Origin of the sequence: Pseudomonas sp. rhizo25 (assembly GCF_031931935.1) — a bacterium.
Taxonomy (GTDB): Bacteria; Pseudomonadota; Gammaproteobacteria; order Pseudomonadales; family Pseudomonadaceae; genus Aquipseudomonas; species Aquipseudomonas synxantha.
Genome location: NZ_JAUJXA010000010.1, coordinates 113,571 through 140,374, shown reverse-complemented (window position 1 = coordinate 140,374; position 26,804 = coordinate 113,571). Strand labels below are relative to the sequence as shown.

Sequence of the window (26,804 nt, the reverse complement as noted above, 5' to 3'; positions counted from 1 at the left end):
GAGCCTTTCAAGGAGCGGGGGCGACACTGTGGCTCAATCGATGGAGCCCGCTATGAACCTCTTCCTGTATTTACTGACCGTGCTGATCTGGGGCACCACCTGGATCGCGCTCAAATGGCAGCTGGGCGTGGTCGCCATTCCTGTGTCGATCGTTTATCGCTTCGGCTTGGCTGCGCTGGTGCTGTTCGGGCTGTTGCTGCTCAGCGGCAGGTTGCAGGTGATGAACAGGCGCGGGCACCTGATCTGCCTGGCCCAAGGGCTGTGCCTGTTCTGCGTCAACTTCATGTGCTTTCTGACTGCCAGTCAGTGGATACCCAGCGGCTTGGTGGCGGTGGTGTTTTCCACGGCGACCTTGTGGAACGCTCTGAATGCCCGGGTGTTTTTCGGCCAGCGGGTTGCACGTAACGTGTTGATGGGCGGCGCGCTTGGGTTGCTGGGCCTGGGCTTTCTGTTCTGGCCGGAATTGGCCGGGCATACCGCCAGCCCGCAGACCTTGCTGGGTCTGGGCTTGGCGCTGCTGGGGACACTGTGTTTCTCGGCGGGCAATATGCTCTCGAGCCTGCAACAGAAGGCCGGGCTCAAGCCGTTGACCACCAACGCCTGGGGCATGGCCTATGGCGCGGCGATGTTGGCCACCTATTGCGCGGTACGCGGTATTCCTTTCGAAATGGACTGGAGTGCACGGTATATCGGCGCCCTGTGGTACCTGGTGATCCCGGGTTCGGTCATCGGCTTTACTGCTTACCTCACCCTGGTTGGCCGCATGGGCCCGGAGAAAGCCGCGTATTGCACCGTGTTGTTCCCAGTGGTGGCGTTGAATGTGTCAGCGTTTGCCGAGGGCTACCAGTGGACAGCGCCGGCTTTGGCAGGGCTGGTGTTGGTGATGTTGGGGAATGTGTTGGTGTTTCGTAAACCCAAGCCGGTAGCTCCGACTTTTCATGCGAAACAAATCTAATGTGGGAGGGAGCAAGCCCCCTCCCACACTTTACTGAGTCGCCTGGTCTATTTGAGGCCCAGGCGCTTGGCCATGCGCCCAAGGTTGGCGCGGTCCAGGCCCAGTTCCCGGGCGGCGCCGGCCCAGTTGTGCTGGTGACGTTCCAGGCAGGCGCTGATGACCTGGCGCTGGTAGTGCTCGGTGGCCTGGCGCAGGTCGCCAGTGGCCATGGGCACGGCTTCGACCGGTGCTTCAGTCACCGCTGCAGTGACGGCGGGCAAGTCCAGGTCCTGGGCACTCAGGCTGAGAATCTTCGGCCGCTCGCGGCAGTTACCCAGGGCTTTCAACGCGCTGCGGCCGATCAGATGTTCCAGTTCGCGCACATTGCCCGGCCAGTCATAGGCCAGCAGCGCCGCTTGGGCGTCGGCGGTCAGGCGCAAGCTGCCCAGGCCCATGCGCGAACGGTTTTGTTCGAGGAAGAAACCTGCCAATAGCAGCACGTCACGCCCGCGCTCGCGCAGTGCGGGCACTTGCAGCGGGTACACGCTTAAACGGTGATAGAAGTCGGCACGGTAGCGGCCATTGCGCACCTCTTCGGCGAGGTCGCGGTTGGTCGCGGCGATCAGGCGCACATCCACCTGGTGCTCCTTGTCCGAGCCCAGGCGTTGCAACTGGCCGCTTTGCAGCACACGCAGCAGCTTGGCCTGTACGGTCAACGACAACTCACCCACCTCATCGAGGAACAGGGTGCCGCCATTGGCCAGTTCGAACTTGCCCCGCCGCTCATTCAGCGCCCCGGTAAAGGCGCCGCGCACATGGCCGAACAGCTCGCTTTCCACCAGGGTTTCGGGCAGGGCGGCGCAGTTGAGGCTGATCAGAGGTTTATCGGCGCGGGACGACGCCGCGTGAATCGCCTGAGCCACCAACTCCTTGCCGACCCCGGTTTCGCCGGTGATCAGCACGGTCAGGTCGCTGCCACCCACCAGCTTGATTTCCTCAACCAGTCGTTTATGTGTCTTGCTCTGGCCGATCATTTCCTTGTGCTGCTGGCCGCTGGCCTGGCGATAGATCTCGGCGCGTTGGTGCTCGTCTTCAGCCCGCAACGCCAGGCGTTCGATGCGCTGCGCCACATTGACCGTGGCCGCGGCGAGGCTGGCGAAGGCTTGCAAAGCGTCCAGTTCGACCCGTTCAAAGCGTTCGGTGTCGAGGGCATCCAGGGTCAGCAGGCCCCAGGGCCGGTCGTCGACAAACAGCGGGCAACCCATGCAGTCGTGAACCTGCAAGTGCCCGTGCAAACCGGCGACCAGGCCGTCATAGGGGTCAGGCAATTGGCTGTCGCTGTCGAAACGGGTAGGGCCGGGGCTGCTCAGCAGTATCTCGAAGCGTGGGTGTTCGCTGATCTTGAAGCGTCGGCCCAGGGTGTCGGGGCTCAAACCATCCACGGCCAGCGGCACCAGCCACTCACCGTCCAGGCGCAGCAACGCGGCGGCGTCACAGGGCAGCAGGGCGCGCATGGCTTGTAGCAGGCGTCGGTAACGCTCGCCTTCGGGTAATTCCCGAGACAGATCGGCAACCAGCGGCAGCAGGGTGGTGAGCAACGGTTGTGCAGTCATAATGACTCCTTGTAGTCCTTATGACTATAAAGCGTAGGAAGTCATTTTGACTAGATTATATTTAATCTATTGAAAATAAAGGATTTATTAGTTGGCACGAATACTGACTACCAAAGGGTGATGAGTAAAAAGACCTAGGAGTCTCCCATGCTTAGTGCCCAAGACCGTGCAATCGTCAAATCCACCGTGCCCCTGCTGGAAAGTGGCGGCGAAGCGCTGATCACCCATTTCTACCGCATGATGCTCTCCGAGTACCCCGAAGTGCGCCCGCTGTTCAACCAGGCTCACCAGGCCAGCGGCGACCAGCCCCGCGCCCTGGCCAATGGGGTGCTGATGTACGCGCGCCATATTGACCAGTTGGACCAATTGGGCGACCTGGTGGCCAAGATCATCAACAAGCACGTGGCTTTGCAGATCCTGCCCGAGCATTACCCCATCGTCGGTGCCTGCCTGCTGCGAGCTATATCCGAAGTGCTGGGCAGCGAGATTGCCACCCCAGAGGTAATGAGTGCCTGGGGTGCGGCCTATGGCCAGTTGGCGGACATCCTGATCGGCGCTGAGGCGGCCATCTACGATGAAAAAGCCCAGGCGCCCGGCGGCTGGCGCGGTGCGCGGCCATTCCTTTTGGTCAAGCGCGTGGAGGAGAGCGACGAGATCACCTCGTTCTATTTCGCCCCGGTGGATAACGGCCCGATCCTGGCTGCCACACCTGGCCAGTACATCGGCCTGAAACTGGTGCTCGATGGCGAAGAAGTGCGCCGTAACTATTCCCTGTCGGCCCTCACCGATAACGGCATGTACCGCATCAGCGTCAAGCGCGAAGCCGGTGGGCGGGTGTCCAACTACCTGCATGACCAGATGCACATCGGTGCCACCATTGACCTGTTTCCACCGTCGGGCGAGTTCACCCTGGCCGCCAGTGATAAACCGCTGGTGCTGATCAGCGGCGGGGTGGGTATCACTCCAACCCTGCCGATGCTCGAAGCGGCCCTGGCGACCCAGCGCCCGGTGCATTTTATCCACTGCGCCCGTAATGGCGGGGTGCATGCGTTTCGTGACTGGGTAGACAGCCTGGCGGCCCAGCATCCGCAGCTTAAGCGTTTCTACTGTTATGCCGAGGATGACGGTATCAGCCCGGCGGCGGACAAGGTTGGAATGCTGAACCAGGAGCAGTTGGAGGCCTGGTTGCCTGAGGAGCGGGATGTCGATGCGTACTTCCTGGGGCCCAAGGGGTTTATGGCGGCGATCAAGCGGCACCTGAAGGCGCTGGGCGTACCGGAGAAGCAGGCGCGCTATGAGTTCTTCGGCCCGGCTGCGGCGCTGGAATAATCTTTTTGTAGCGGCACTATCCCAATGTGGGAGGGGCTTGCTCCCGATGGCGGTGGGCCAGCTACCTCTATGCTGACTGATACACCTATATCGGGAGCAAGCCCCCTCCCACATTAAGTGCTCTATTTTTCCTGATTAATCTGCTGTTAACCCCTCTCTGTTTAAACCACTGCCTGTGTGTAAACTTGTTGCCATCAGGCACAACCATAATCAGGCAAAGGGAAAACGGGGATGATTGACGATATGCGTTTGGGCAGGGAGCGGCGCTTTCTGGTGTTGCTGGGCATCATCTGCCTGGCGCTGATTGGCGGGGCGCTGTACATGCAAGTGGTGCTGGGCGAAGCACCATGCCCGCTGTGCATCCTGCAACGCTACGCCTTGCTGCTGATCGCCCTCTTCGCGTTCATCGGGGCGGCCATGCGCACCAAAGGAGCGGTCACAGTCTTCGAAGGGCTGGTCGTACTCAGCGCCTTGGGTGGCGTGGCTGCTGCCGGCCACCATGTGTACACCCAGTTCTTTCCACAGGTCAGTTGCGGCGTTGATGTGTTGCAACCGATCGTCGATGACCTGCCCCTGGCCAAAGTGTTTCCCCTGGGTTTCCAGGTCGACGGCTTCTGCAGCACGCCTTACCCGCCGATACTCGGCCTGTCCCTGGCCCAATGGGCGCTGGTGGCGTTCGTGCTGACGGTGATCCTGGTGCCGCTGTGCATCTATCGCAATCGTCATCCCAAAGCCTGAGCCTTCGCTCCATTAAGACGCTCCGTCCTTCTTGTGAAGGCCGGAGCGTTTTTGTTTGTAGGGATTTGTGAAAGCGCCGTGACGAGGAGCAACTTAAGGTGCGCACAGTGTGCGACATGTTGTCACACGGACACTGTCGCAGGACGTTTCTGACCCGTGAAATCGGCGCTTAAATTTGCACCCAGCGCACAAATTGTGCTGTCAGTTCGTGGTGCGAGCGGCGCCGCGCCGCACCTGTGGTCCGAGCGCTCGACGGAGCTATGAATGCCTTGTTTTATGGGGACTTGGATAGCTTCGGCATGCCCTTACAGGCTGTAAGGGAAGTGGCAATCTGCCCAATAACAGGGCAATTTTTGTGGTTTTTGTTGAGAATTGAACGCGATAAGATCGCGAATCTTTGCAAGTTTGGTGAAGGATTGTTGCTGGAATCGATAAAAATTATTTCTTTATAAGACATGGTTTATACATCGCTAGCTAACTACAATCGCCCGCACTGAATGTCCGGTGCTGTTCAATCTTTGAGCATTGGAGCGGTCGAGGGGCAGATGGAAGGCTCTGTGCGACCCCAGGTTCCGGCAGCCTTTCAACTATCCGCACCAAATGGAATTGGTCTGTAACAAGGCCTTTAGCCACGAAATCGAATAAGAACTCACTGCTGGTCCGTGCAACGTACAGTCATGACGTGTCGGGCAGGCTCTTATTCAATCGAAGAGAAATGCCAACCCTTGGCAGGGTGAAGTGTTGGCGATCAAAACCCAACTGCATTGCGCAAGCTGCTTTAGAGGTCGTGAGATGAGTAAAAACAGGTACCCCCGATTACTAGGCTTTTTGCCGCTGCTTGGCATGATGTTAATGCTGGGAGGCTGCAAGTGGACCTTGATGGACCCAAAAGGACAGATCGGTCTGGATCAACGAAACCTGATCATCACTGCCACCCTGCTGATGCTGTTGGTCGTGGTGCCTGTGATCATCATGACGTTCGCCTTCGCCTGGAAATACCGCGCGTCGAACACCAAGGCGACCTACGCGCCCAAGTGGTCGCACTCCACCAAGATCGAAATTGCGGTGTGGCTGGTACCGATCCTCATCATCATCGCCCTGGGTTACATCACCTATAAGTCGACCCACGAGCTGGACCCGTACCGTCCGCTTGAATCCGACGTCAAGCCGATCAACATCGAAGTGGTCGCGCTGGACTGGAAGTGGCTGTTCATCTACCCGGACCTGGGTATCGCCACGGTCAACGAGATCCGTTTCCCGGAGAACACCCCGCTTAACTTCCGGATCACCTCCGACGCCGTGATGAACTCGTTCTTCATCCCAGCCCTGGGCGGCCAGATCTACGCGATGGCAGGCATGCAGACCCGCCTGCACCTGATCGCCAACGAAAAAGCTGAAATGGAAGGCATCTCCGCGAACTACAGCGGCGCTGGCTTCACCGGCATGAAATTCAAAGCGATCTCGACGAGCCAGGACGATTTCAACGCCTGGGTAGCCGAAGTCAAGGCCGCACCTAAACAGCTTGATCAAGCTGAATACGACGCCCTGACCAAACCAAGCCAGAACAACCCAGTCGCCCTGTACTCCACGTATGAGCCGAACCTGTTTCAGAAAATCGTCGACAAGTACGAAGGTATGAAGCCAGGCAAGCCGGTCAAGCATGAGAAGAAAGAAGTGGCCGCGGTTGAAGGTTCTGATACAGGCGCGCATTCAACTGCTGGGGCAGAGGAGTAAACGATGTTTGGTAAATTAAGTTGGGACGCGGTCCCATTCCACGAGCCGATCGTAATGGTGACTATCGCCATGATCGCGCTGGGTGGTCTGGCACTGGTTGCGGGTATCACCTATTTCAAGAAATGGTCCTACCTGTGGACCGAATGGCTGACCTCGGTCGACCACAAGAAAATCGGCGTCATGTACGTCATCGTTGCCATGGTCATGCTGCTGCGTGGTTTTGCCGACGCCATCATGATGCGTACCCAGTTGGCCATGGCCACCGAGGGTTCGCCTGGCTACCTGCCACCTGAACACTATGACCAGATCTTCACCGCTCACGGTGTGATCATGATCATCTTCATGGCGATGCCATTCTTCACCGGCTTGATGAACCTTGCCTTGCCGCTGCAGATTGGTGCGCGTGACGTTGCCTACCCGTTCCTGAACTCCCTGAGCTTCTGGCTGCTGGTTTCCGGCGTGGTGCTGATCAACGTTTCCCTGGGCGTCGGCGAATTCGCCAAGACCGGTTGGGTTGCGTATCCGCCATTGTCGGGCTTGCAATACAGTCCGGGCGTGGGTGTGGACTACTACATCTGGGCGCTACAGTTATCAGGACTAGGGACGACATTGACGGGGGTCAACTTCCTGGCCACCGTCCTGAAAATGCGCGCCCCTGGCATGAAACTGATGGACATGCCGATCTTCACCTGGACCTGCACCTGGGCAAACGTACTGATCGTGGCCTCGTTCCCGATCCTGGCCGCTACCATGGCGCTGCTGTCGCTTGACCGTTACCTGGATTTCCACATTTTCACCAATGAACTTGGTGGCAATCCAATGATGTACGTGAACCTGTTCTGGGCATGGGGTCACCCTGAGGTGTACATCCTGATCCTGCCAGCGTTCGGTATCTTCTCCGAAGTGATCTCGACCTTTACCGGCAAGCGCCTGTTCGGTCACCACTCGATGGTCTACGCATCGGGCGCAATCTCCGTACTGGGCTTCATGGTCTGGCTGCACCACTTCTTCACCATGGGCTCGGGGGCCAGCGTCAACGCCTTCTTCGGCCTGGCGACGATGCTGATTTCCATCCCGACGGGGGTGAAGCTATTCAACTGGCTGTTCACCATCTACCACGGTCGTCTGCGCATGACCAGCCAGGTCCTGTGGACCCTGGGCTTCATGGTGACATTCGCCATCGGCGGCATGACCGGCGTACTGCTGGCCATCCCGGGTGCTGACTTCGTCCTGCACAACAGCCTGTTCGTGATCGCGCACTTCCACAACGTGATCATCGGTGGTGCTGTATTCGGCTACATCGCTGGCTTCAGCTTCTACTTCCCGAAAGCGTTCGGCTTCAAGCTGCACGAAGGCTGGGGCAAGGCTGCATTCTGGTTCTGGATCTCGGGCTTCTTCGTCGCGTTCATGCCGCTCTATGCGCTGGGCTTCATGGGCATGACCCGTCGTCTGAACGCCACCACCAACCCTGAGTGGGTACCGTACCTGTACGTTGCCATGTTCGGTGCGGTGATGATCGCCGTGGGTATCGCCTGCCAGTTGATCCAGCTGTACGTGAGCGTCCGTGACCGTAAGCAGAACGCTTGCGAATCCGGCGACCCATGGAATGGCCACACCCTGGAATGGTCGACCTCGTCGCCACCACCGTTCTACAACTTCGCCGTGATCCCGACTGCGAACACCATTGATGCGTTCACCGAAGCCAAGGAAGACGGTACTGCGTACCAGAAGCCCAAGCACTACGAACCGATCCACATGCCAAGCAACACCGCCACTGGTGTGGTGATGGGCGCGCTGTTGACCGTGTTCGGTTTCGCGATGATCTGGCACATCTGGTGGCTGGCAATCGCGAGCCTGGTGGGCACTATCGGTTACTTCATCATTCACGCTGCCCGTGATGATCAAGGCTACATGGTGCCGGTCGAAACGATCGAACGCATCGAAGCCGAGCAGCACGCTCGCCTGGTAGCCGAGAAGAAGATTCCGGCCAACCGTGTAGAAACCTCGTTGGAACAGGCTTAAACCATGTCGAACTTAGTGACCAATGCTGGACACGCCCATGTCGATGACCATGGGCACGATGACCATCACCACGACTCGGGGCCAATGACCGTCTTCGGTTTCTGGCTCTACCTGATGACCGACTGCATCTTGTTTGCGTCGATCTTCGCGGTGTACGCGGTACTGGTAAACAACGTAGCGGGTGGCCCGTCGGGCCACGACATCTTCGAACTGCCTTACGTGCTCGGCGAAACTGCCTTGCTGTTGTTCAGTTCGATCACCTACGGCTTCGCCATGTTGGCCTTCTACAAGGGCAACAAGAAGGGCGTACTGAGCTGGTTGGCACTGACCTTCCTGTTCGGCCTGGGCTTCATCGGCATGGAGATCAACGAGTTCCACCTGCTGATCTCCGAAGGCTACGGCCCGCACCGTTCCGGCTTCCTGTCGGCGTTCTTCACGCTGGTCGGCACCCACGGTCTGCACGTAACGGCCGGCCTGCTGTGGATGGCGGTGATGATGTATCAGGTCAATAAGCACGGCCTGACCAACACCAACAAGACTCGCCTGACTTGCCTGAGCCTGTTCTGGCACTTCCTGGACGTGGTCTGGATCTGCGTCTTCACCGTTGTTTACCTGATGGGGACTCTGTAATGGCTAATGCACACTCCCATGACCATGACAGCCATGATGCGAGCCACGGCAGCGTTAAGTCCTACGCTATCGGCTTCATCCTGTCGGTAATCCTGACGATCATCCCGTTTGGTCTGGTGATGTACCCGACCCTGCCGAAGTCGATCACCTTGATGATCGTGTTGGCGTTCGCGGTGATTCAGGTGCTGGTTCACCTGGTGTACTTCCTGCACCTGGATCGTTCCAAAGAGCAGCGCGACAACGTGGTTGCGTTCGTGTTTGCAGGGATCGTAATCGTGCTGCTGGTTGGCCTGTCGATATGGATCATGTTCAGCATCCATACGTTCATGATGGCGAAGTGAGGTAAGACCCGATGTCGCTTAAGCACTTTATCCAAATCACCAAACCGGGGATCATTTTCGGTAACGTGCTTTCTGTGGCGGGCGGTTTCTTCCTGGCCTCCAAGGGACATGTCGATCTGGCCATCTTCCTGGCTGCAATGATCGGTACGTCCCTGGTGGTTGCTTCCGGTTGCGTGTTCAACAACTGCATCGACCGTGACATCGATATCAAGATGGAGCGCACCAAGAATCGCGTGCTGGTGCAGGGGCTTATCTCCCTGAAACTGGCACTGATCTTTGCGACCGTCCTGGGTGTTGCCGGTGTGGTGCTGTTGTACAAGGTGGCCAACCCGTTGGCGGCGCTGTTTGCCGTGATCGGTTTTGTCATCTACGTCGGCCTCTACAGTCTGTACCTCAAGCGTAAGTCGGTACACGGTACGCTGGTGGGCAGCCTGTCGGGTGCGATGCCGCCGGTGATTGGTTATGTGGCTGTAACCAATAGCTTCGACATGGCCGCGCTGGTGCTGCTGGTGATGTTCAGCCTGTGGCAGATGCCGCATTCCTACGCCATCGCGATTTTCCGCTTCAATGACTACCTGGCCGCGTCGATTCCGGTATTGCCGGTCAAGCGTGGCATCCAGGTGGCCAAGAAACACATCCTGCTCTACATCCTGGCCTTCCTCGTGGCGACCTTGATGTTGACCTTCAGTGGCTACGCCGGCATGAGCTACCTGGCCGTGGCCGCCGCCATGGGCATGTACTGGTTGTACATGGCCTGGACCGGCTACAAGGCGGTGGATGACACCGTCTGGGCGCGTAAGCTGTTCGTGTTCTCGATCTTCACCATCACCGCGCTCAGCGTGATGATGTCCCTGGATTTCCAAGTGCCGAAAGAGCTGTTGCTGACCTACGCCCACTGAGTGGTGTGAGCAATTAAAAACCCCGCCTTCGCAAGAAGCGCGGGGTTTTTTATGACATGCCCTTTAAACTACTCCCCAATTCCACGAATGCAGGAAGCAAAGCAATGAGTAAAAAAGCCGTTATGGTATTCAGCGGCGGGCAGGATTCGACGACCTGCCTGATCCAGGCACTGCCGCTGTATGACGAAGTGCACTGCATTACCTTTGATTATGGTCAGCGCCATGTGGCGGAAATCGAAGTGGCCCGCACGCTTGCCAAGCAACTGGGGGCCACGGTCCACAAAGTGATGGATGTGTCCTTGCTCAATGAGCTGGCCATCAGCAGCCTGACCCGTGACAACATTCCCGTGCCGACCGTGAACAGCTCGGGCGAAAGTCTGCCAAGCACTTTTGTGCCGGGTCGCAATATCCTGTTCCTGACCTTGGCGTCGATTTACGCCTATCAGGTGAAGGCCGAGGCCGTCATTACCGGCGTGTGCGAAACCGACTTCTCGGGCTACCCCGATTGCCGGGATGAGTTTGTCAAAGCGTTGAACAAGGCCCTTGAATTGGGCATGGAATACAAGCTGCGCCTGGACACCCCATTGATGTGGCTGAACAAGGCCGAAACCTGGGCACTGGCCGATTACCACGACCAGCTGGAGCTGGTGCGCGAGCAGACGCTGACTTGCTACAACGGCATCATCGGCACAGGCTGCGGCAATTGCGATGCGTGCAACCTGCGTGCGCGGGGCTTGAATGAGTATCTGCAGAACAAGGCGGATGTCATGCACAGCTTGAAGCATAAGTTGCAGTTGAAATAACTCTTGTAGGAGCTAGCTTGCTCGCGGAAATCCCGAGAGCGCCGCGTTCAACCAGGAGCGCTGCGTTATCGTTGACGTTTTTCGCGAGCAAGCTCGCTCCTACACGGCAATGGGTTCAAGTCGCCAGGTAGCGCTTGAACAACGAGCGTGCCCCATACGCAGGCAGGATATTGAAGAACGCAAAGCCGACTTTGATCGCGATCTGTACATAGATCATGCCCAGGATGTCGCGGGTCTCCATGGCGCCGTAGAAGGCAATGAAGCAAAACAGGAAGCTGTCGATAATGACCGCAAAGAATGTACTGAGGAAAATCCGCAGGTACAGGTATTTGGAGTTGGTCAGCTCCTTGATCTTGCACAGCAGGTAGGAGTTTATATTCTCCGACACCAGGAACGACACCGAAGAGGCCACCAGCACCGACGACACTTGCAGGATCACGTCGGTATACGGCCCGTCCAGTTTCCAGCCCGGCAGCCCCGGCAGGAAGGTCGAGCCATATAGCAGGATGATGATCATCGCGTTGCTGGCAAACGCAAACAGAATGGCCCGTCGCGCCAGGCGCAAGCCGAAATTCTCGTTCAGCAGGTCCACGATCAGAAAGGTCAGCGGGTACAGGAATGTGCCCGGCGTCACGATGATGCCCATGGACTCCAGGTATATCGGCTTGGTCGCGGCAATGCTGGTGAAGATATAAAACGTGAACAGCAGCAAGTTCAGGATGATGTAGATCATCCAGGAGTTTTCATTGCGATCGTTTATATCGTAGGCGGTGAGTGTGCCTCCCTGGGCATAGAACTTCTTGTAGACGTTCTTGACTTCCATTCTATTGAAGTCATCCATGATCTCACTGTTGAGCACTTCACTCAGTTTGATCTTGATGACCTTGCCCGTGGCAAGCACCATGATCACCGCCAGGCGCTTGTCATTTTCAAAGCCCAGCAATTTATACCTGCTGTTTTCAACGGCCCCTTCATACGTGGTCATTGAAGCGCTCCTCAAGAATATCGCCGATGACACATAAACGGTCTGAATGAGCACAGGGCTCCAGGGTGATAAACAGCTTTTTGGTCGCGCGGTCGTATACCAGTTTCTCTTTACCGTCGCTCGATGAACCTTTCTGTACGATCAACAAGTCACCCGCCTCATTGATGCCGGGGATCGCATGTTCCAGGCGCACGCCGATCAAGTTGCATGACGTACCGAAGTAATAGGTCAGCGGATAAAGCGTGGCCAATTCGCCCACGCGCTTGCCCAGGTTCTGCATGAGCAGGCTTTCCTTGAGCACAGGCACCGCTGCCGGGTTCATATTGCCCAGCGGCGAGACATTGTTCTCGATGATTTCCTTGGCTTCAAAACTGATGGTCTCGATTTCCTCATACGAGACGCCGAAGAAGTCAGAGATCTTGCGAATGGTCGACTGCTGTACGTTGAGGACTTTGCCTCCCAGGATGTTGTAGATGGTGGTCCTGGTCAGCCCGGCGGCATTGCTTAACGAACGCTGGGTTTCGCCACGGCTCTTGATCAAGTACTTGATGTTGCTCTTCAAGTGCTCGGTTTTTTCCCGTCTGTGTATCAAGTGCTCACCACTTCCATTTAGTCGTCAGTCCATGTCCGGCAGAACCTGTCCTTTCAAGTTCGCGGCACTGGAAGTGTTGCATGGGCCCGGCATAACAATAAAGTGCTGAGTGTACCGATAGGGTGTGACGCTAAATCAGGCAACGGTTATTTCGTCATACTCTTGAATATGACCCGGTGCGAATTTCTCGCGCCTCTACAAGGAGTAGTAGCCATGGTCAGTATCAACCGTCGATCGCTTCTCGCCCTCGGGGCCGCTTTGCCCGTGCTGGGGCATCTGGATTGGGCGCTCGCCAGCCCGCCGCCGACGTCATCTGACAAGGTGCTGCTCAACTACAACGAAAGCCCTTACGGCCCTTCAGACGCAGCCCGTGCGGCGATGCAGCGGGCGATTGCAGAGTCTGGACGCTATCCTTACCCGCACATGTACGCACTGGCCGAGCTGTTTGCCCGGCAACAGGGAATCGCTGAAGAAAACGTCGCAGTATTTGCCGGGTCGATGGCGGCCCTGCGTTATGCGGTGCTGGCGTTCACCAGTCAAAACCGCGGCCTGGTGATGGCCACACCGTCCTACGAAGTCCCGCGACAGGCGGCCGAGTCAAACAAAGCGCCTGTGCATGAAGTGGACCTCGACACGCAGCATGCCCATGATGTGCAGGCCATGCTCAAGGCCGACCCACAAGCCGGCATGCTGTACCTGTGCAATCCCAACAACCCGACCGGCACCCTGACCCCGACTGAAGCTATCCGCCAAGCCCTGGTGAACAAACCCAAGGGCAGTGTGCTGGTGGTAGACGAAGCCTACATCGATTTCTGCGACGCCCCCAGCTGCGTGAGTTGGACCAACGACTACGATGACCTGCTGGTGCTGCGCACGTTCTCGAAAATCTATGGTATGGCCGGTGCACGCCTGGGCCTGGCAATCGGCCATCCGGCACTGTTGGAGCGGCTGGCCGTGTTCGGCGGCGACAACGTCCCGGCTGGCGCCAGCTTGTTGGGTGCGACTGCCAGCCTGGAAGAGGCCCAACTGGTGGGCCAACGCAAAGCGCTCAATGCCAGGTTGCGCGATGAGACGATCGCTTGGCTCAAGGACCGGGGTTTTGCCTGCACGGCCTCCCAGAGCAATTGCTTCATGATTGACGTGAAGCAACCGGCAGAACAGGTGGTCGAGCGGCTGGCAGCCCAGAATGTACTGGTCGGGCGGGTGTGGCAGAACTGGCCGCAATGGGTGCGGGTGACGGTGGGTACCCAGCAGGAAATGGAACGCTTTCGCCAGGTCTTCGCGGCGCAGCTGGCCCGGGCCTAGGCACCAGGGTTGTTACACCAAGCCTGGACAGGCCTGCCGGGCATGCTTCGTTTTCGTGCGGGTTGAATGATCAAGGACGACAGCTGTGCGACGAAATGTCTTCCCCGATAAAACCCGACCGATGCTGAACGACGACCTTCGGCGCTTGCTCGATGTGTGCTGCACATCGTGTTACTGGGCGGCGATGGTATAGCCGTCAAAGGCGCTTTGCTGTTGCAGTGCGGTGACGATGCTCTTGCGCGTGACTGGCTGCTCCGCGCCGCTGTTGTCGATAAAGGTTTCACTCGCCAATTCCGCCTCGCTGCCTTCGCCCACAAAGGCAAAGCCGAGGAACTCCAGTGCTTCGCGGTCCACATTGAGCTTGGAGCGCGGCGTGCGCAGCGGCAGGGTGACGCTGATGCCATCCTTGCTGATCACAAACACTTCGGTGTCTTTCTTGGCGCGCGCGGCCTTGCCCTTGCCGGCGTTCGGGTTGCTGATGGCCTGGTGCGACTGGTTCAGCACCTTGAGGGCCAGGCCGTACACCAGTTCCTGGAACTCTGGGTCGTCCTTGAAGCAGGACAGGATACGGCTGATGGAGAACTGGCTGCTCAGGTTTTCCAGGGCGGCGTTATCGGCGGCTTCGGCGTCTTTCAATTGCTTGAGCTGACCCATCAGGTCATAAGCCTTGTCATCGTCGAAGGCGTCGTGGGCCTGGCGGATGGCAACGCGCAACTCGCGGATCTGGTCGCTTTCCTTGGAGGTGTGAAACGCGTCCAGCACCATCTCGCTGATGATCTTGGCCGCTGGCACATGCTGTGAAAGATTGATGGCGTTTTCGTATTCGGCTTTGGATCGCAAGGCGGCTACGGATTCTTCGGCGGATTCTGCGGTGTAGGAATCGGACATTAAAATTTCACTGCGTAGTAAGCGGGGAGACAAAAAAACGTCGGGCATTTTCGGCGGGGAGAGGGATCAGGTCAAGGCAGGTTCGGGCGGGTGAATACTTTCAGTGCCGATAGCGGCGCATCAATGACTGTACCACCATCCAGGCCCTGCCTTGGCATGCGTGCTATTCATCCAGTTGTGCGAGACAGGCCTGGAGAATATCCAGGCCTTCCTCCAGCACTGCCGGCTCGGTGGTCAATGGTGCCAGCAGGCGCACGATGTGCCGCGACTTGCCGCTGGGCATCAGCAGCAAGCCGGCCTCCCGCGCCAGGCGCAGCAATTGGGTCAGTTGCTGGGGCGCGGGCGTGCCGTCGGCATGGGCCAGCTCAATGCCGCGCATGGCCCCAACGCCGGTGAGGCGGCCCAGGTAGGGCGACAGTTGTCGCGAACGCCAGGTGTTATAGCGGCTGACAATCGCCGCTTCCTGTTGTGATCCCCATGCCTGCAGATGCTCATCGGTCATCACCTCAAGAGTGGCCAGCGCTGCTGCACAGGCGATGGGGTTGCCGGAGTACGTGCCACCCAGGCCACCTTTGGGCAGGTTGTCCATCAGCGCTTTGCGCCCGACCACCGCGCCCAGCGGCACGCCGCCGGCAATGCTTTTGCCGAGCAGTAACAGGTCCGGTTCGATGCCCAGGCGCGAGAAGGCAAAACGCTGGCCGGTGCGGCCAAACCCTGACTGGATTTCATCGATGATCAGCAGGATGCCATGCTCGTCGCAGAACCGGCGTAAGGCCTGGGCGAACGCGATATCCAGGGCGAGGAAGCCGCCTTCACCCTGCACCGGCTCGATAATGAAACAGGCCACATCGTTGACGTCGATTTCCACGCTGAACAGGCGGTCCATGGCCTTCAGCGCTTCGGCACTGGTCACCCCATTATCGGCACTGGGGTAGGGCAGGTGATACACCGGGCCGGGCAGTACGCCGACTTTCTGCTTGTAGGGCGCTACCTTGCCATTGAGGTTGAGGGTCGCCAGTGTGCGGCCGTGGAAAGCACCGTCAAAGGCGATCACCGCCGTGCGCCCGGTGGCGCCACGCACGATCTTCAAGGCGTTTTCCGCGGCCTCCGCGCCGCTGTTGGTGAGCATGCCGCTGACCGGGTAGCCCACCGGAATAAACGCAGTCAGGCGTTCCATCAGCTCGATGTAGGGTGTATGTGGTGCGGCGTTGAACGCGTAGTGCGTGAGCTTGGTCGCTTGCTCACTAATCGCCGTAACCACAGCCGGGTGGCAATGGCCCAGGTTGAGTACGCCGATGCCGCCGACAAAATCGATATAGCGCTTGCCCGCCGTATCCCAGACTTCGGCGTTTTTACCGTGGCAGAGGCTGATGGGGTGAACGATGGAAATTGATTGGCTGATAGTGGCGTGGCTCATGAATACGGGACTCGGCAAGGGCAGGCGTGTTTATCTAAGCCGCGCGCCTGGTCTTGCCGCAAACGAAATAAAGTCGCCGGGTCATTCCAAATCGGAAGGAGCGGTTGCCTGCATTATTCCGAAACCCCGTCCTTGCCCGCCGCCTTTGACCGATACAGCGCTTGGTCGGCCCGCGCCATAAGGGCGGCCGGCGACTCACCCATGAGCCGCTCCACCACACCCAGGCTCAGGGTGACGTTGAAGCCGCCTACGGTGGGCGCTAGCTTGACTGTATGGCGAATCCTTTCGGCCAGTTCCTTGGCCATCTCCAGGGTGCTTTTGGGCAGCACGACCATAAACTCATCGCCCCCCCATCGGGCCAGCAAGTCACTGGTGCGTATGCAGGTTTCCAGGCTTTCGACCACCTGTATCAGCGTCTGGTCGCCGACGCCGTGGCCGTGGCGGTCGTTGATCGGCTTGAAATCATCGATATCCATCGCCACCAGCGCCAGGGGCAAGCGGAAGCGCTCGGCGCGGTCGCATTCTTCCAGCAGGACTTTTTCCAGGCGATAACGGTTGGCTATGCGTGTCAGCGCGTCCCGTTCGGCCAGGGAGCGGTTTTCGTCCAGTTGCAATTGCAGTTGTTGATTGACCCGCGACAGCTCCAGGGTACGTTCGGCCACCAGTGCCTCAAGGGATTTATTGCGCCTTTGCAACTGTTCGATGGAGCATTTGCGCGTATGGATATTGCGGTGCGCGCCCACCATGCGGGCCACGGAGTGGTCGGGGTTACGTGCAATGATATAACCGCAGTCCTCGATCCAGAGATAGGTGCCATCTTCTTTTCGACAGCGGTATTCAGCCCGGTAATGGGGCGAGCGCTGGCTGATGTAGTCGTCAAACATCGCCATCACGCGGGGGTAATCCTCGGGGTGGATCACGTTCTCCCAGGTGAACACGCTGTTTTCCAGGGAGTGGCGGGAGTAGCCAAGCATCTCGTACCAGCCGGGGTTGCGGTAGACGAAACCGGTATTGGCGTTCCAGTCCCAGACTCCGTCACTGACCAGTTCCATGATGGCGTGCAACAGGTCGACGTTGAGGTCGGTTATGTCATTGCGTAGTGGTTCGTTGCCGGATGTATCGTCCATCAGCGCGCTTCCTGCGAGGGCTGGCTTAAGGCCAGTCATTGTTGTCGCCGATACTCCGTGGCTGGCGCTACTGTACATCGCCGCCTGCGCGCTTTGAATAGGGCGGGTGTGCTGCTTTTGGCTAGTGGCAATAGGCTATTGTTCGGGAGGTGCCATTTTTGTCCGGGGCTTCCCATTGGCGTTGTGCTGGTAAATAGCCTCTGGCTGGCCGTGCTCATTGAAAAACACCTGGCCAATGCCCGCCGAATTCCACAAACGCTCCCCCGCCTCGGCATGCTCCGGAATATGCGGTACCACCTGCATGGTGCGACGACGGGTAAACCAGTTGAGCGGTGAACGTGGGGAGTAGAGCCAGCGATTGAGGCGGTCGAACCATTCCAGCAAGCGTGGCGGGAACTCGTTCTTGATACCGCTGCTGGTGATTTGCCAGATCTTCGGGCCACCGTTGCGATGGCGGATCAGCACCTGGTAGACGAACGAGTAATGCACGTCGCCGGAGAGGATCACGTAGTTACCCGGCGTACGCGAGTGGCGGAAGATATTCAATATCACCTGGGCGGCGCCGCGATGGGCCATCCAGTTTTCAGCGTCTACCAGCAAGGGGAAGCCGCACCAGCTGAAGATTTTCTGTACGGTCTCGATCAGCTTTACGCCAAAAATCGGCGCGGGCGATACGATAATGGCCGACGGGTGGTCGAGCAGTTCCTGTTGCAGTTCGCTCAAGGCTTCCCAGTCCAGCAGGCCGGAGGGTTGCTTGAGGGTGAACTCGCTGCGCCAGCGCCGCGTGCGGGTGTCCAAAACCACCAGGGCGGGCGTGGTTGGCAATACGTAGTGCCAGTGCTGGAATTTCAACAGCGCTTTCAGCAGGTCATCTTGCGCGACGGCGTCGAGATGATTGTCGCGTGCCTGGCCGGCCATGGCCTGGGTTTGGCTCAGCAGTTCACCAAACACTTCGGGCTGGTTGCCCCAGCCTTGGCATAACAGGTACGCCAGCAACGCATTGCCGATAATGCGTTTGGAGAAGGGGTGGCCGTAGGCAGTTTCTTCCCATTGGGCGCTGAGGTTCCAGTCGTCGGTGATGTCGTGATCGTCGAAGATCATCAGCGTCGACAGGTGGGCGAACACTCGAGCGACTCCAGGCAGACCGCTGCGGAACAGGTCAATCTGCGCCTGCTCGCGGGCATAACGCTGTTGTTCTTCGGGGCTCAGTTGTGGTGGTTGTGGCGTGATCAGCGTCCACGGCGTGGGTGACCAGGCCAGCAGATACATGGCGATCACTTCGGCAAAGGTCACCAAGTGGTTGTCCGCGGTGCTGCTGGTGAAGATAGGTTTTTTCACGCCGCCGAAAAAGCGTTCGCGCAAGGTCTCGTTACTGTCCAGCGCAGGGAGCAAATCCGCTCGGTGGTAGTAACTGGCGCGATGGTCGTAGAGGGTGGCGCTGTCGGTCACCACGGCACCTTCCAGGTATTCGTCGAACAGCCCCAGGCGCGCGATCAGCGCATGAATTGCCCGTAGCATGGGGCCTGCGACATCGTCGGCGTAGACCTGGTCGCCGCTCATCATCAGCAGGGCCGGGCGTTCGGTCGGTGTGCGGGCATCCGTCAGCAGGCGGTCAACGCATAACAAGCCTTCGTCGGCACGGTGGTGGGGCTTACGGCAGGAGCCGTGTACCAACTGGTGGATGCGGCTGTGCAGCACGAAGTTCGGCATCGTCTTATCGGCGTACAGCAAATGTGATGCCCAGTCGGCGATGCCTACGCCGTCGATCAACAGGTCGTAGCCGATGACCACATCCTGGGGCAGGGCATGATCCAGCACAACATCGATCAGGTGGATGAAGGCATGGCGCCCGACGGGCACGACTTGGCAGCACGTGGTATCTAAAGGGATATCCAACGTCTCGCCGTGGGGTAAACGCAGTTCCAAGTACAACGGCAGGACACGACTGCCCACCAACCAAATAACCAGGCGCTGCGGTTCCAGCCGCCTTAACAGCGGTCCTGCAATGACTGCGGGCAGAGTGTCGGGTTGAAGCATTGAGGTGGTGGCTCACACGAAGTCTAGGACGTGAAAGGGTAGCGCGGGGGATGTCAGTGTTTTGTCAACAGAGTGCAGCACCGGCGCTGCACTCCTTGGGGGCGACCAGGCGTGCTACAGGCCTGGCGCTGTGGGTAGGGTCAAAGCAGCCTGCCCTGTCCGAGGGAGTCCAGGGATGAGTGAGGAGGTTTCCCCGTTGTCACGTGCTCTGATTGATTGCTTTCAGTTGTCGACGGGTTATCCGCAGGATTTAGGGACGCTTGATGGTCCTGCTGGACCTCCGTGGATTGGTTGATGTTATAGGTGTGGAACGGCTGACCGATAATCATGATAAACCCTTTGCTCAATTGGAGGATTGTTCCCGCATCAATGCTCCCTTTGAGTGCGCACTTAATCAGTGGCATAAGCCGGGTTCGTCGTTCCCGGCCTCAGGTAATCAAATGTTTGGGCGTGTTTCAGGCGGGCTTAGGCACCGTAAACCTGAACTCACTGCCACGGCCCAACTCACTCTGGGCTTCAATCCGCCCGCCATGGGCCTGGACAATGCCTTGGGTGATATACAGCCCCAACCCGCTGCCGGTAGGGTTGTTTTCCGTCTGGGTCCAATAGCGTTCAAACACATGGGGCAGTTGTTCAGGCGCAATGCCTTCACCGGAGTCGCGCACCGAGAACACGATATCTTTGCCGTTGCTCATGGCGCTGATACCGATGTTGCCCTGGCGCGGCGTGAACTTGATCGCGTTGCCGATCAGGTTCGACAGCACCTGGAACAAGCGTTCCGGGTCGGCATTGATCTGCAGGCCAGGTTCGGCATTGAACGACAGGTCGATGCCTTTTTCCGTGGCCAGCGGCGCCAGTAGTGAGTACGCCTCTTCAAAGATCTGACTGACGTCCAACGCAACCGGCTTGACCACATAGCGCCCGGCCTCGATTTTCGAGGTGTCGAGCAAGTCCTCCAGCAGCACATTCATACGTCCGGCGGCCTGCTGCATGGTGTCGATGGCCGATGAAATCCGCCGTGAGGTGTGTGGGCCCTCGGAACTGAAGGCTTTTTGCATCATGCCGCAGAGCATCGAGATGACTGTCATCGGGTTACGCAGGTCGTGGGACACCACCGCGACCAGTTCATCACGGGCGCGCACCGCTTGCCGTTCGCGCACCACTTGGCGGGCCAGGTCATTTTCCAGGGCCGAGCGACGCAGGTCGTTGGCGGCAAACAGATCGCCATGGCTCCACTTGGTGGAGATGCCGGCCATTTCCACCTTCCAGATTTCAAACGAGGTGCGAGGGCGAAGGCGCAGGCCGGCGTCGGAAGTTTCCAGGTCCAACGGCTTTTTCGGATCGCCACTCCAGTTGATGTTCTCTTTCACCTCGGGGCGGAACCACAGCACACCGTTATCCACAGGCTTGGGCAGGCTCATGGCGAGTACGCCGCTGGCGACGGCCTGGTACTCGGCGGCGGGCGGGTATACCGAGGCCAAGTTATGGCTGGAAAACACCGGCTCGCCGCTCTCCTGCAACCACTTGTGCAATGCGCGGATCTGCGCCGGTTCCGGACAGTTGCCGTAGCGGTGCAATTGTTTGTCTTCGATGATCGCTACGCCGCCGGAGAGGGCCAGGTCCATCAGTTTTTTGCCGTGGTGGGCCAGGCTGTCGAACACGTTACCTTCGTTGGCTTTCATGGCCTGATCGAGCAGCGCCAGGGCTTCGATTTTCTCTTCGCGCTGGCGATTCAGCTCCAAGGCTTCCATGGCACTGATCTGCAACGACAGTATTTGGCCTATGGTCTGGCAGGTCATACGCAGGTCGTTGGGCACCAGCAGTGGTTCGCGGTTGCCGCAGCTGATCAGTCCCCAGAGTTTGTCGCCCTTCATCAGCGAGATGCTCATGGACGACAGCACACCCATGTTCTGCATGTACTGGCAGTGGATCGGCGAGACACTGCGCAGGGTGGCAAAGCTCAGGTCCAGGGGCTGGCCCGTGTCCGGCCGCAACTTGGGCAGCAGCGGCACCGGTTCGTAGGACGCGTTCGGGATGATGCGTAGCCAGTTGGTGCGGTACAACTCGCGAGCTTGTTCGGGGATGTCGGATGCGGGGAAGAATAGCCCATTGAACAACTCCATGGACGGTGCCGACGCTTCTGCAATCACCTGGCCATGGCCTTCTTCTTCGAAGCGATAGATCAGCACCCGGTCGTAGCCGGTCATGGCCTGGATTTCATTCACACTGATGGCATACAGCGCCTGCAGGGTCTTGGCCGATTGCAGGCGTTGCAGCATCTTGCCCAGGTCACTGGTGCGGCCATTGCGCGCCTGTGGCTTGAAGTTCTCAAGCCGTGGTTCGAATTCCAGTACCAACACATCCTGATGGCGATGCAGCAGGCCCTCGAATGGCGCGCCGTCGAAGGTGACGTGCAGGGGCGGAGCATCGAAAAACGTGTTGTTGGCAGCCATGGTTTGCACAGCCAGGGCATGCTCGTCGCCAATCAGCCTGTGCAACGGCTGGCTCAACAGGGTCTCAGGCGCGTGGCCAAACAAGGTGCCTACGTTGGCACTCACCTGAATGATTTCCAGGCCGGGCTCCGACAAGGTCAGCAGCACACCGTGGGGCTGGATCGCCCCCGGAAAGCGGATGGGCTCGTCAGCACAGTTGGCAAGCAGCTCATCAAAGTCTTCGGGTTTCATAGCAGTACCTTCTGGCTGTCGAGCCATTGCTCAAAGCCGCTGAATGTCGAGCGGGCCGCGTTAACCGCGTGCTGTTTGGCGAGTGCATCCAATGGCAAACGGCCCAGATAATCGAGAAATTCTTTCCAGCGCCGACCGGTCTCGGCGCCATATACATTGAGAAACGCGCCGCCGTTGTCGGCACCCACGTCCAGGCGCAGGGCCATTTCCCGGCGCAGCACCTGGCCGCCGAGGGTCGCGCCTTCCAGCACGTAGAGTGCGCCCAGGCAGGCCGCCGGGGTGTCCAAGTCTGGGAGATGGGTGCAGCGGGGCAGGGCGTTGATACCATGGTCATCCAGGCCCAGGGCGTGGAGGTCACTGACCAGTGTCGGGGTTTTCGCACGCAACACGCAGTCGAAGCCTTCAGGGATCAAGTCACTGTGGTTCAGCGCTGATTCTATTGGTCTGTAAAACCCGTAATACGCTTGAAGTAAACGTCGGTACCAGTCGACATCCAGGCTCGCACAGAAAAACGGCAGGCGCTTTTCCAGTGCTACGTGCAGCAAGCCCGTGCCTGTGCGCAAGGCTTCCAGCAACGGGGGCGCACCAATGTCAGGGGCCTGTGAATGCATTCAATGAGCTCGAACTGTGGGCTTGTCAGCCATCCATGACGGGTAAAAGTCGGCAACGATTCTACACACTCATGGCCGTCAGCTGAGCGCACAAAGCGAAAAGGCTGACCGTCGGATCCGAGAAGTCGCTCCATGCATGGTTAATGACCCCTTCGCCTGACCGGAAGTTCGGTTTGAGCGATGTCGCAGCGCTATCAATGCATGGACGCACCCTGCTGGGTCAACGCCGACTCCACACATTCCAGCAGACGCTCGGTGCTCCACGGCTTGGGTAAAAACCTGACTCTGCCACCCAACTCAGACGCCAGCGACGTATTACCGGACGTCAACAGCACCTGGATAGATGGCCAACGATGCGCCACCACCCTGCTCAAGTCATAGCCGTTCAATAGCCCGGGCATCTGGATATCGCTGACAATCAGGTCCACCTGCTCATCATCGCGCTCCAGGAAAATCATCCCGTCATCCGCCGAAGGGAACGACGTCACATGCGCCCCGAACTCCTCCAGCACATCCACCATCAACGAACGAATGATCTCGTCGTCTTCCAATACCAAAATCGATGGCTGAGCCATGATCCTTACTCCACCATCAGGGGTTCAGTAGGGTGGAGTGGGGCGCGCGCTTATAGGTTCGATTGGATGTTTTTTAAACGATGGGTGGTCATTTGACGTGGTTGCTACCGGAGCGAGGTTATCTGACGTGCCTGATTGAACGGTTGGGGGCATGCCCGCTTAAACAGGCATAATCGCCGGTAATAGCCGAAGTGGAACCCTCAATGAAGTACGCCCTGTTCACCCTCGTCCTGACCCTTGCCACCAGCCCTGCCTTCGCCGCCGGCGACGCGGAGGCGGGCGGTAAACTCTTCGCCAAGACCTGCGGTGGCTGCCATAGCGTCGGCGAAGGCGCCCGCGGTGGTTTCGGGCCGCAGCTTAACGGCATCATTGGCCGGCCTGCCGGAACTACCACCGACTATCAGTATTCGGATGCGATGAAGAATTCCGGGGTGGTGTGGACGCGGGACAAGCTTGCGGCCTATATCGAAGCGCCGAAGAAGGTGGTGAGTGGGACGCGGATGATTTTCTGGGGGATCAGCGATCAGGAGAAGATTGAAAACATCCTGGCCTACCTGGAGACATTCCAGCCCAAGTGAGCGGCCTCGCATGCGTATTCAGCTGATACAGCGCGATCAAAATGTGGGAGGGGCTTGCCCCCGATGGCAGAGTATCAGTATCCGATCTAGTCACTGATTCACCGCTGTCGCGGGCAAGCCTCCTTGTGTTGATCAGCCCAGCAGATGCTTGGAAATCAACCGCGATATTTCCACAATCGAGGTCTTGCCGGTGAACTCAAACCTCACCTTCCCCAGTGAGGAAAAGTAAATCTCCAATTCCGAATCCAGATCAAACGTCCCGGACGTTTCCACCGAATACGCCACGATATTTTTATACGGCAACGACGTGAAGTCCTTCTTGCTGCCGGTAATCCCCTGCACGTTCACCGCAATGATGCGCTTGGTGGTGAAAACCACGCCGTCACGCATGGCTTTGTAGGCGTCGACCACTTCCTCACCGTCGAGCAGCAGGGCCGATACGCGTTCGGCGTACTCATTGTTTTGTTTGAGCTTGAAGAAGCCTTTGTTGTTGAAGTCGATCATGTACCTGTCCTGGGTCAGTGGGGGCGCCTGTGTATGAGGTTTTGTTCGCGGATCTGTATCTAACGCCCACGCCTCTAACGCCCTAGCATGGAGCGAAACATCACAGTGTGGCGAAGGATTCACGCTGGCAGAATAAAAATCCAGGAGCGAAACAATGCCCGATATGTCCAGCTTGCTTGCCTATGGCCTGATTTCACTCGGCATGGTGCTGACGCCCGGGCCGAACATGATCTACCTGATCTCCCGCTCGATCTGCCAGGGCCGCACCGCCGGGTTGATTTCCCTGGGCGGGGTGGCGTTGGGTTTTGTGGTGTATATGGTTTGCGCGGCACTGGGTATCACTGCGTTGGTGATGGCAGTGCCCTTCGCCTACGACGCGCTGCGGCTCGGCGGGGCGCTGTACCTGGTGTACCTGGCCTGGCAGGCGGTCAAGCCGGGTGGGCGTTCGCCATTCCAGGTGCGGGATTTGCCCAAGGACAGTCCGCGCAAGCTGTTCACCATGGGCCTAATCACCAACCTGCTCAATCCCAAAGTAGCGGTGATGTATTTGTCGCTGTTGCCGCAGTTCATCGATCCGAACGGTCATGCCAGTGTGCTGATGCAATCCCTGGTGTTGGGCTCCCTGCAGATTTTTATCAGCGTGAGCGTCAATGCGGTGATTGCCTGCATGGCGGGTTCCATCGCGGTGTTCTTCGTCACCCGGCCAGGCTGGCAGGTGGTGCAGCGCTGGGTGATGGGGTCGGTGTTGATGGGGTTGGCGGTGCGGATGGCGGTGGAGGGGCGACGCTAGCTGCGCGTTACAGGATGGCTTTGAGGTAATCCTTGAGTGCCTGGAGCGGAGCATTGAGTGCTTCCAAGGTCGCTGCTTGATGCACGTCCAGCGCAAGCCGCTGCAGCTCGCGCCCCATCACGGTATGGGCGCCGCCCAGAGAGTCGAGCGCTAACGTCAGGCACTGATCAAGCTTTAACTGAATCCGCGCCAAATCACCCTGGCGCACCAGCAGCCCAAACACCTCGCGTTCATACCCATCCATCGCCGGGTCATCGCGCAGCAGCGGGCTGCCGTCCTCGGTCTCATGCACCAGTTTCAGGGCAAACAGTGCAACGGCTTCAAGCGTCAATTCCATGGTCCCGCTACCTCTACTGCCATGCCGGTCACTTTTTCACAGGCGAAAAAAAAGACCTTGAATTTCAAGGTCTTTTCTTAAGATGGTGCCCCGAGGGAGAATCGAACTCCCACTTCTTTCGAAAACGGATTTTGAATCCGCCGCGTCTACCAATTCCGCCATCAGGGCTCAATGGCGGCGAAGTATAGAGATGAGATTACCGTTGGTCAATCACGTTTCATGGTCAATTTTGACTATTTCCGCTAGACTTCCCGGCCCTGCTAGACGAACCCCATCATGCGCGTTGCTGACTTTACTTTTGAGCTCCCTGATTCGCTGATCGCTCGCCACCCTTTGGCCGAGCGTCGCGCCAGTCGACTGCTGACCCTGGACGGGCCGAGCGGTGCCCTCGCACACCGTCAATTCACTGATTTGCTTGAGCATTTGCGCCCAGGCGATTTGATGGTTTTCAACAATACCCGGGTGATTCCGGCGCGGCTGTTTGGCCAGAAAGCCTCCGGCGGCAAGCTGGAAATCCTGGTGGAGCGGGTGCTGGACAGCCATCGCGTGCTGGCCCATGTGCGCTCCAGCAAGTCGCCGAAACCGGGTTCGAGCCTGTTGATCGATGGCGGTGGCGAAGCCGAGATGGTGGCGCGCCACGATGCCTTGTTCGAGCTCAAGTTCTGCGAGGAAGTGTTGCCGCTGCTGGAACGTGTCGGTCATATGCCGTTGCCTCCTTATATAGATCGCCCCGACGAAGACTCGGATCGCGAGCGCTATCAGACGGTGTACTCCCAGCGTCTCGGTGCGGTTGCAGCACCGACGGCCGGCCTGCATTTCGACCAGCCGCTGCTGGATGCGATTGCCGCCAAGGGCGTCGAGACCGCTTATGTGACCCTGCACGTGGGGGCCGGTACGTTTCAGCCGGTGCGTGTGGAGAACATCGAAGACCACCATATGCACAGCGAATGGCTGGAAGTCAGCCAGGACGTAGTGGACGCGGTTAACGCGTGCAAGGCGCGCGGTGGGCGAGTGGTGGCGGTGGGCACCACCAGCGTACGGTCACTTGAAAGTGCGGCGCGTGATGGCGTACTCAAGCCGTTCAGTGGCGACACTGACATCTTTATTTTCCCGGGTCGGCCATTCCATGTGGTCGATTGCCTGGTCACCAATTTCCATTTGCCGGAATCCACGCTGTTGATGCTGGTGTCGGCATTTGCCGGTTACCCGGAAACCATGGCCGCTTATCAAGCCGCCATCGCCAACGAGTACCGTTTTTTCAGCTACGGTGATGCGATGTTTATCACCCGTAACCCGGCGCCGCGCGGCCCTGAGGACAACTTATGAGTCGT

25 protein-coding genes and 1 tRNA gene are annotated in these 26,804 nt (G+C 58.4%); 13 read left to right on the top strand and 13 right to left on the bottom strand.

Translation table 11 applies throughout. The features are described from left to right. The first annotated feature begins 52 nt into the window (after window positions 1-52). Window positions 53-955, top strand: a complete 903-nt coding sequence (locus QZR30_RS20640; RefSeq protein WP_059396517.1) for a DMT family transporter — start codon at window positions 53-55, stop codon at window positions 953-955. Between the two features lie 47 nt (window positions 956-1,002). Here QZR30_RS20640 and norR read toward each other — a convergent pair whose 3' ends face one another. Beyond that, the gene (gene norR / locus QZR30_RS20635; RefSeq protein ID WP_311904053.1) at window positions 1,003-2,547 is read right to left on the bottom strand and encodes a nitric oxide reductase transcriptional regulator NorR; all 1,545 of its coding nucleotides are present in this window, start codon (window positions 2,545-2,547) and stop codon (window positions 1,003-1,005) included. 147 nt (window positions 2,548-2,694) lie between these two features. Here norR and hmpA point away from each other — a divergent pair, with 147 nt between their 5' ends. The 8 genes from hmpA (at window position 2,695) to queC (ending at window position 11,043) form a co-directional block, all read left to right on the top strand. Beyond that, entirely contained in the window at window positions 2,695-3,876 is a 1,182-nt protein-coding gene (gene hmpA, locus QZR30_RS20630; RefSeq protein WP_059396519.1) for an NO-inducible flavohemoprotein, read from the top strand. Window positions 3,877-4,107: 231 nt separating this feature from the next. Continuing rightward, window positions 4,108-4,614 carry a disulfide bond formation protein B gene (locus QZR30_RS20625; protein WP_043046793.1) on the top strand — a complete coding sequence of 169 codons (507 nt, stop codon included), beginning with the start codon at window positions 4,108-4,110 and terminating at the stop codon, window positions 4,612-4,614. Between the two features lie 792 nt (window positions 4,615-5,406). Then, window positions 5,407-6,348 carry a ubiquinol oxidase subunit II gene (gene cyoA, locus QZR30_RS20615; RefSeq protein ID WP_043046795.1) on the top strand — a complete coding sequence of 314 codons (942 nt, stop codon included), beginning with the start codon at window positions 5,407-5,409 and terminating at the stop codon, window positions 6,346-6,348. 3 nt (window positions 6,349-6,351) lie between these two features. Further along, entirely contained in the window at window positions 6,352-8,370 is a 2,019-nt protein-coding gene (cyoB, locus tag QZR30_RS20610; protein WP_046069471.1) for a cytochrome o ubiquinol oxidase subunit I, read from the top strand. A 3-nt stretch (window positions 8,371-8,373) separates the two neighbouring features. Further along, the gene (locus QZR30_RS20605; RefSeq protein WP_046069470.1) at window positions 8,374-9,000 is read left to right on the top strand and encodes a cytochrome o ubiquinol oxidase subunit III; all 627 of its coding nucleotides are present in this window, start codon (window positions 8,374-8,376) and stop codon (window positions 8,998-9,000) included. Beyond that, on the top strand, window positions 9,000-9,341 hold the full coding sequence (cyoD, locus tag QZR30_RS20600) for a cytochrome o ubiquinol oxidase subunit IV (protein ID WP_046069469.1): 342 nt from the start codon (window positions 9,000-9,002) through the stop codon (window positions 9,339-9,341). The genes QZR30_RS20605 and cyoD overlap by 1 nt, the downstream gene beginning before the upstream one ends. Window positions 9,342-9,352: 11 nt before the next feature. Further along, window positions 9,353-10,240 carry a heme o synthase gene (gene cyoE, locus QZR30_RS20595; protein WP_003176002.1) on the top strand — a complete coding sequence of 296 codons (888 nt, stop codon included), beginning with the start codon at window positions 9,353-9,355 and terminating at the stop codon, window positions 10,238-10,240. A 104-nt stretch (window positions 10,241-10,344) separates the two neighbouring features. Beyond that, window positions 10,345-11,043, top strand: coding sequence for a 7-cyano-7-deazaguanine synthase QueC (gene queC, locus QZR30_RS20590; RefSeq protein ID WP_046069468.1), 699 nt, complete (start codon window positions 10,345-10,347; stop codon window positions 11,041-11,043). 115 nt (window positions 11,044-11,158) lie between these two features. Here the strand turns inward: queC and QZR30_RS20585 are convergent, their stop codons facing one another. Continuing rightward, the gene (locus QZR30_RS20585) at window positions 11,159-12,028 is read right to left on the bottom strand and encodes a queuosine precursor transporter (RefSeq protein WP_046069467.1); all 870 of its coding nucleotides are present in this window, start codon (window positions 12,026-12,028) and stop codon (window positions 11,159-11,161) included. Next, window positions 12,015-12,620: a helix-turn-helix transcriptional regulator gene (locus QZR30_RS20580; RefSeq protein ID WP_081214461.1), complete on the bottom strand. Its 606-nt coding sequence runs from the start codon at window positions 12,618-12,620 to the stop codon at window positions 12,015-12,017. The genes QZR30_RS20585 and QZR30_RS20580 overlap by 14 nt, the downstream gene beginning before the upstream one ends. 213 nt (window positions 12,621-12,833) lie before the next feature. On the opposite strand from QZR30_RS20580, the gene ptaA reads away from it, so the two are divergent. Further along, complete coding sequence (ptaA, locus tag QZR30_RS20575) at window positions 12,834-13,925, top strand: pyoverdine biosynthesis transaminase PtaA (RefSeq protein ID WP_274355976.1); 1,092 nt, start codon at window positions 12,834-12,836, stop codon at window positions 13,923-13,925. Window positions 13,926-14,096: 171 nt separating this feature from the next. Here ptaA and QZR30_RS20570 read toward each other — a convergent pair whose 3' ends face one another. The 7 genes from QZR30_RS20570 to QZR30_RS20540 form a co-directional block, all read right to left on the bottom strand. Then, complete coding sequence (locus QZR30_RS20570) at window positions 14,097-14,813, bottom strand: hypothetical protein (protein ID WP_056845969.1); 717 nt, start codon at window positions 14,811-14,813, stop codon at window positions 14,097-14,099. Between the two features lie 163 nt (window positions 14,814-14,976). Next, complete coding sequence (locus QZR30_RS20565; protein WP_311904050.1) at window positions 14,977-16,230, bottom strand: 2-aminoadipate transaminase; 1,254 nt, start codon at window positions 16,228-16,230, stop codon at window positions 14,977-14,979. 113 nt (window positions 16,231-16,343) lie between these two features. Further along, a complete protein-coding gene (locus QZR30_RS20560) occupies window positions 16,344-17,357 on the bottom strand; it encodes a sensor domain-containing diguanylate cyclase (RefSeq protein WP_056845971.1) in 1,014 nt (337 codons plus the stop codon). A 135-nt stretch (window positions 17,358-17,492) separates the two neighbouring features. Continuing rightward, a complete protein-coding gene (locus QZR30_RS20555; RefSeq protein ID WP_068967699.1) occupies window positions 17,493-19,394 on the bottom strand; it encodes an alkaline phosphatase D family protein in 1,902 nt (633 codons plus the stop codon). Between the two features lie 455 nt (window positions 19,395-19,849). Then, a complete protein-coding gene (locus QZR30_RS20550; RefSeq protein WP_311904049.1) occupies window positions 19,850-22,078 on the bottom strand; it encodes an ATP-binding protein in 2,229 nt (742 codons plus the stop codon). Beyond that, window positions 22,075-22,689 (bottom strand): biliverdin-producing heme oxygenase, encoded by a 615-nt coding sequence (locus tag QZR30_RS20545; protein ID WP_059396525.1) that lies wholly within the window; start codon window positions 22,687-22,689, stop codon window positions 22,075-22,077. Before QZR30_RS20545 ends, QZR30_RS20550 begins: the two co-directional genes overlap by 4 nt. A gap of 194 nt (window positions 22,690-22,883) precedes the next feature. Beyond that, entirely contained in the window at window positions 22,884-23,264 is a 381-nt protein-coding gene (locus tag QZR30_RS20540; protein WP_046069458.1) for a response regulator, read from the bottom strand. Window positions 23,265-23,467: 203 nt separating this feature from the next. On the opposite strand from QZR30_RS20540, the gene QZR30_RS20535 reads away from it, so the two are divergent. Further along, complete coding sequence (locus QZR30_RS20535; RefSeq protein ID WP_046069457.1) at window positions 23,468-23,842, top strand: c-type cytochrome; 375 nt, start codon at window positions 23,468-23,470, stop codon at window positions 23,840-23,842. Between the two features lie 132 nt (window positions 23,843-23,974). Here the strand turns inward: QZR30_RS20535 and QZR30_RS20530 are convergent, their stop codons facing one another. Next, window positions 23,975-24,346, bottom strand: a complete 372-nt coding sequence (locus QZR30_RS20530) for a PH domain-containing protein (RefSeq protein WP_043046807.1) — start codon at window positions 24,344-24,346, stop codon at window positions 23,975-23,977. Between the two features lie 154 nt (window positions 24,347-24,500). Between QZR30_RS20530 and QZR30_RS20525 the strand changes: the two genes are divergently transcribed. After that, window positions 24,501-25,136, top strand: coding sequence for a LysE family translocator (locus QZR30_RS20525; protein ID WP_056845975.1), 636 nt, complete (start codon window positions 24,501-24,503; stop codon window positions 25,134-25,136). A 7-nt stretch (window positions 25,137-25,143) separates the two neighbouring features. Here the strand turns inward: QZR30_RS20525 and QZR30_RS20520 are convergent, their stop codons facing one another. Next, window positions 25,144-25,473 carry a hypothetical protein gene (locus tag QZR30_RS20520; protein WP_057025654.1) on the bottom strand — a complete coding sequence of 110 codons (330 nt, stop codon included), beginning with the start codon at window positions 25,471-25,473 and terminating at the stop codon, window positions 25,144-25,146. An 83-nt stretch (window positions 25,474-25,556) separates the two neighbouring features. Beyond that, window positions 25,557-25,641 (bottom strand) — tRNA-Leu (locus tag QZR30_RS20515). Between the two features lie 108 nt (window positions 25,642-25,749). On the opposite strand from QZR30_RS20515, the gene queA reads away from it, so the two are divergent. Further along, a complete protein-coding gene (gene queA, locus QZR30_RS20510; RefSeq protein ID WP_046069453.1) occupies window positions 25,750-26,799 on the top strand; it encodes a tRNA preQ1(34) S-adenosylmethionine ribosyltransferase-isomerase QueA in 1,050 nt (349 codons plus the stop codon). Window positions 26,800-26,804: the final 5 nt, after the last annotated feature.

Bases quoted from the DNA above. Each gene is read 5' to 3' on its own strand.
- QZR30_RS20550 (WP_311904049.1), bottom strand. From the start codon at position 22,078: ATGAAACCCGAAGACTTTGATGAGCTGCTTGCCAACTGTGCTGACGAG.
- QZR30_RS20560 (WP_056845971.1), bottom strand. From the start codon at position 17,357: ATGGACGATACATCCGGCAACGAACCACTACGCAATGACATAACCGAC.
- QZR30_RS20565 (WP_311904050.1), bottom strand. From the start codon at position 16,230: ATGAGCCACGCCACTATCAGCCAATCAATTTCCATCGTTCACCCCATC.
- ptaA (WP_274355976.1), top strand. From the start codon at position 12,834: ATGGTCAGTATCAACCGTCGATCGCTTCTCGCCCTCGGGGCCGCTTTG.
- QZR30_RS20545 (WP_059396525.1), bottom strand. From the start codon at position 22,689: ATGCATTCACAGGCCCCTGACATTGGTGCGCCCCCGTTGCTGGAAGCC.
- QZR30_RS20640 (WP_059396517.1), top strand. From the start codon at position 53: ATGAACCTCTTCCTGTATTTACTGACCGTGCTGATCTGGGGCACCACC.
- QZR30_RS20605 (WP_046069470.1), top strand. From the start codon at position 8,374: ATGTCGAACTTAGTGACCAATGCTGGACACGCCCATGTCGATGACCAT.
- queC (WP_046069468.1), top strand. From the start codon at position 10,345: ATGAGTAAAAAAGCCGTTATGGTATTCAGCGGCGGGCAGGATTCGACG.
- cyoE (WP_003176002.1), top strand. From the start codon at position 9,353: ATGTCGCTTAAGCACTTTATCCAAATCACCAAACCGGGGATCATTTTC.
- QZR30_RS20555 (WP_068967699.1), bottom strand. From the start codon at position 19,394: ATGCTTCAACCCGACACTCTGCCCGCAGTCATTGCAGGACCGCTGTTA.
- QZR30_RS20570 (WP_056845969.1), bottom strand. From the start codon at position 14,813: ATGTCCGATTCCTACACCGCAGAATCCGCCGAAGAATCCGTAGCCGCC.
- QZR30_RS20540 (WP_046069458.1), bottom strand. From the start codon at position 23,264: ATGGCTCAGCCATCGATTTTGGTATTGGAAGACGACGAGATCATTCGT.
- cyoD (WP_046069469.1), top strand. From the start codon at position 9,000: ATGGCTAATGCACACTCCCATGACCATGACAGCCATGATGCGAGCCAC.
- QZR30_RS20585 (WP_046069467.1), bottom strand. From the start codon at position 12,028: ATGACCACGTATGAAGGGGCCGTTGAAAACAGCAGGTATAAATTGCTG.
- QZR30_RS20535 (WP_046069457.1), top strand. From the start codon at position 23,468: ATGAAGTACGCCCTGTTCACCCTCGTCCTGACCCTTGCCACCAGCCCT.
- QZR30_RS20625 (WP_043046793.1), top strand. From the start codon at position 4,108: ATGATTGACGATATGCGTTTGGGCAGGGAGCGGCGCTTTCTGGTGTTG.
- norR (WP_311904053.1), bottom strand. From the start codon at position 2,547: ATGACTGCACAACCGTTGCTCACCACCCTGCTGCCGCTGGTTGCCGAT.
- QZR30_RS20520 (WP_057025654.1), bottom strand. From the start codon at position 25,473: ATGGAATTGACGCTTGAAGCCGTTGCACTGTTTGCCCTGAAACTGGTG.
- QZR30_RS20530 (WP_043046807.1), bottom strand. From the start codon at position 24,346: ATGATCGACTTCAACAACAAAGGCTTCTTCAAGCTCAAACAAAACAAT.
- QZR30_RS20525 (WP_056845975.1), top strand. From the start codon at position 24,501: ATGCCCGATATGTCCAGCTTGCTTGCCTATGGCCTGATTTCACTCGGC.
- queA (WP_046069453.1), top strand. From the start codon at position 25,750: ATGCGCGTTGCTGACTTTACTTTTGAGCTCCCTGATTCGCTGATCGCT.
- cyoB (WP_046069471.1), top strand. From the start codon at position 6,352: ATGTTTGGTAAATTAAGTTGGGACGCGGTCCCATTCCACGAGCCGATC.
- hmpA (WP_059396519.1), top strand. From the start codon at position 2,695: ATGCTTAGTGCCCAAGACCGTGCAATCGTCAAATCCACCGTGCCCCTG.
- cyoA (WP_043046795.1), top strand. From the start codon at position 5,407: ATGAGTAAAAACAGGTACCCCCGATTACTAGGCTTTTTGCCGCTGCTT.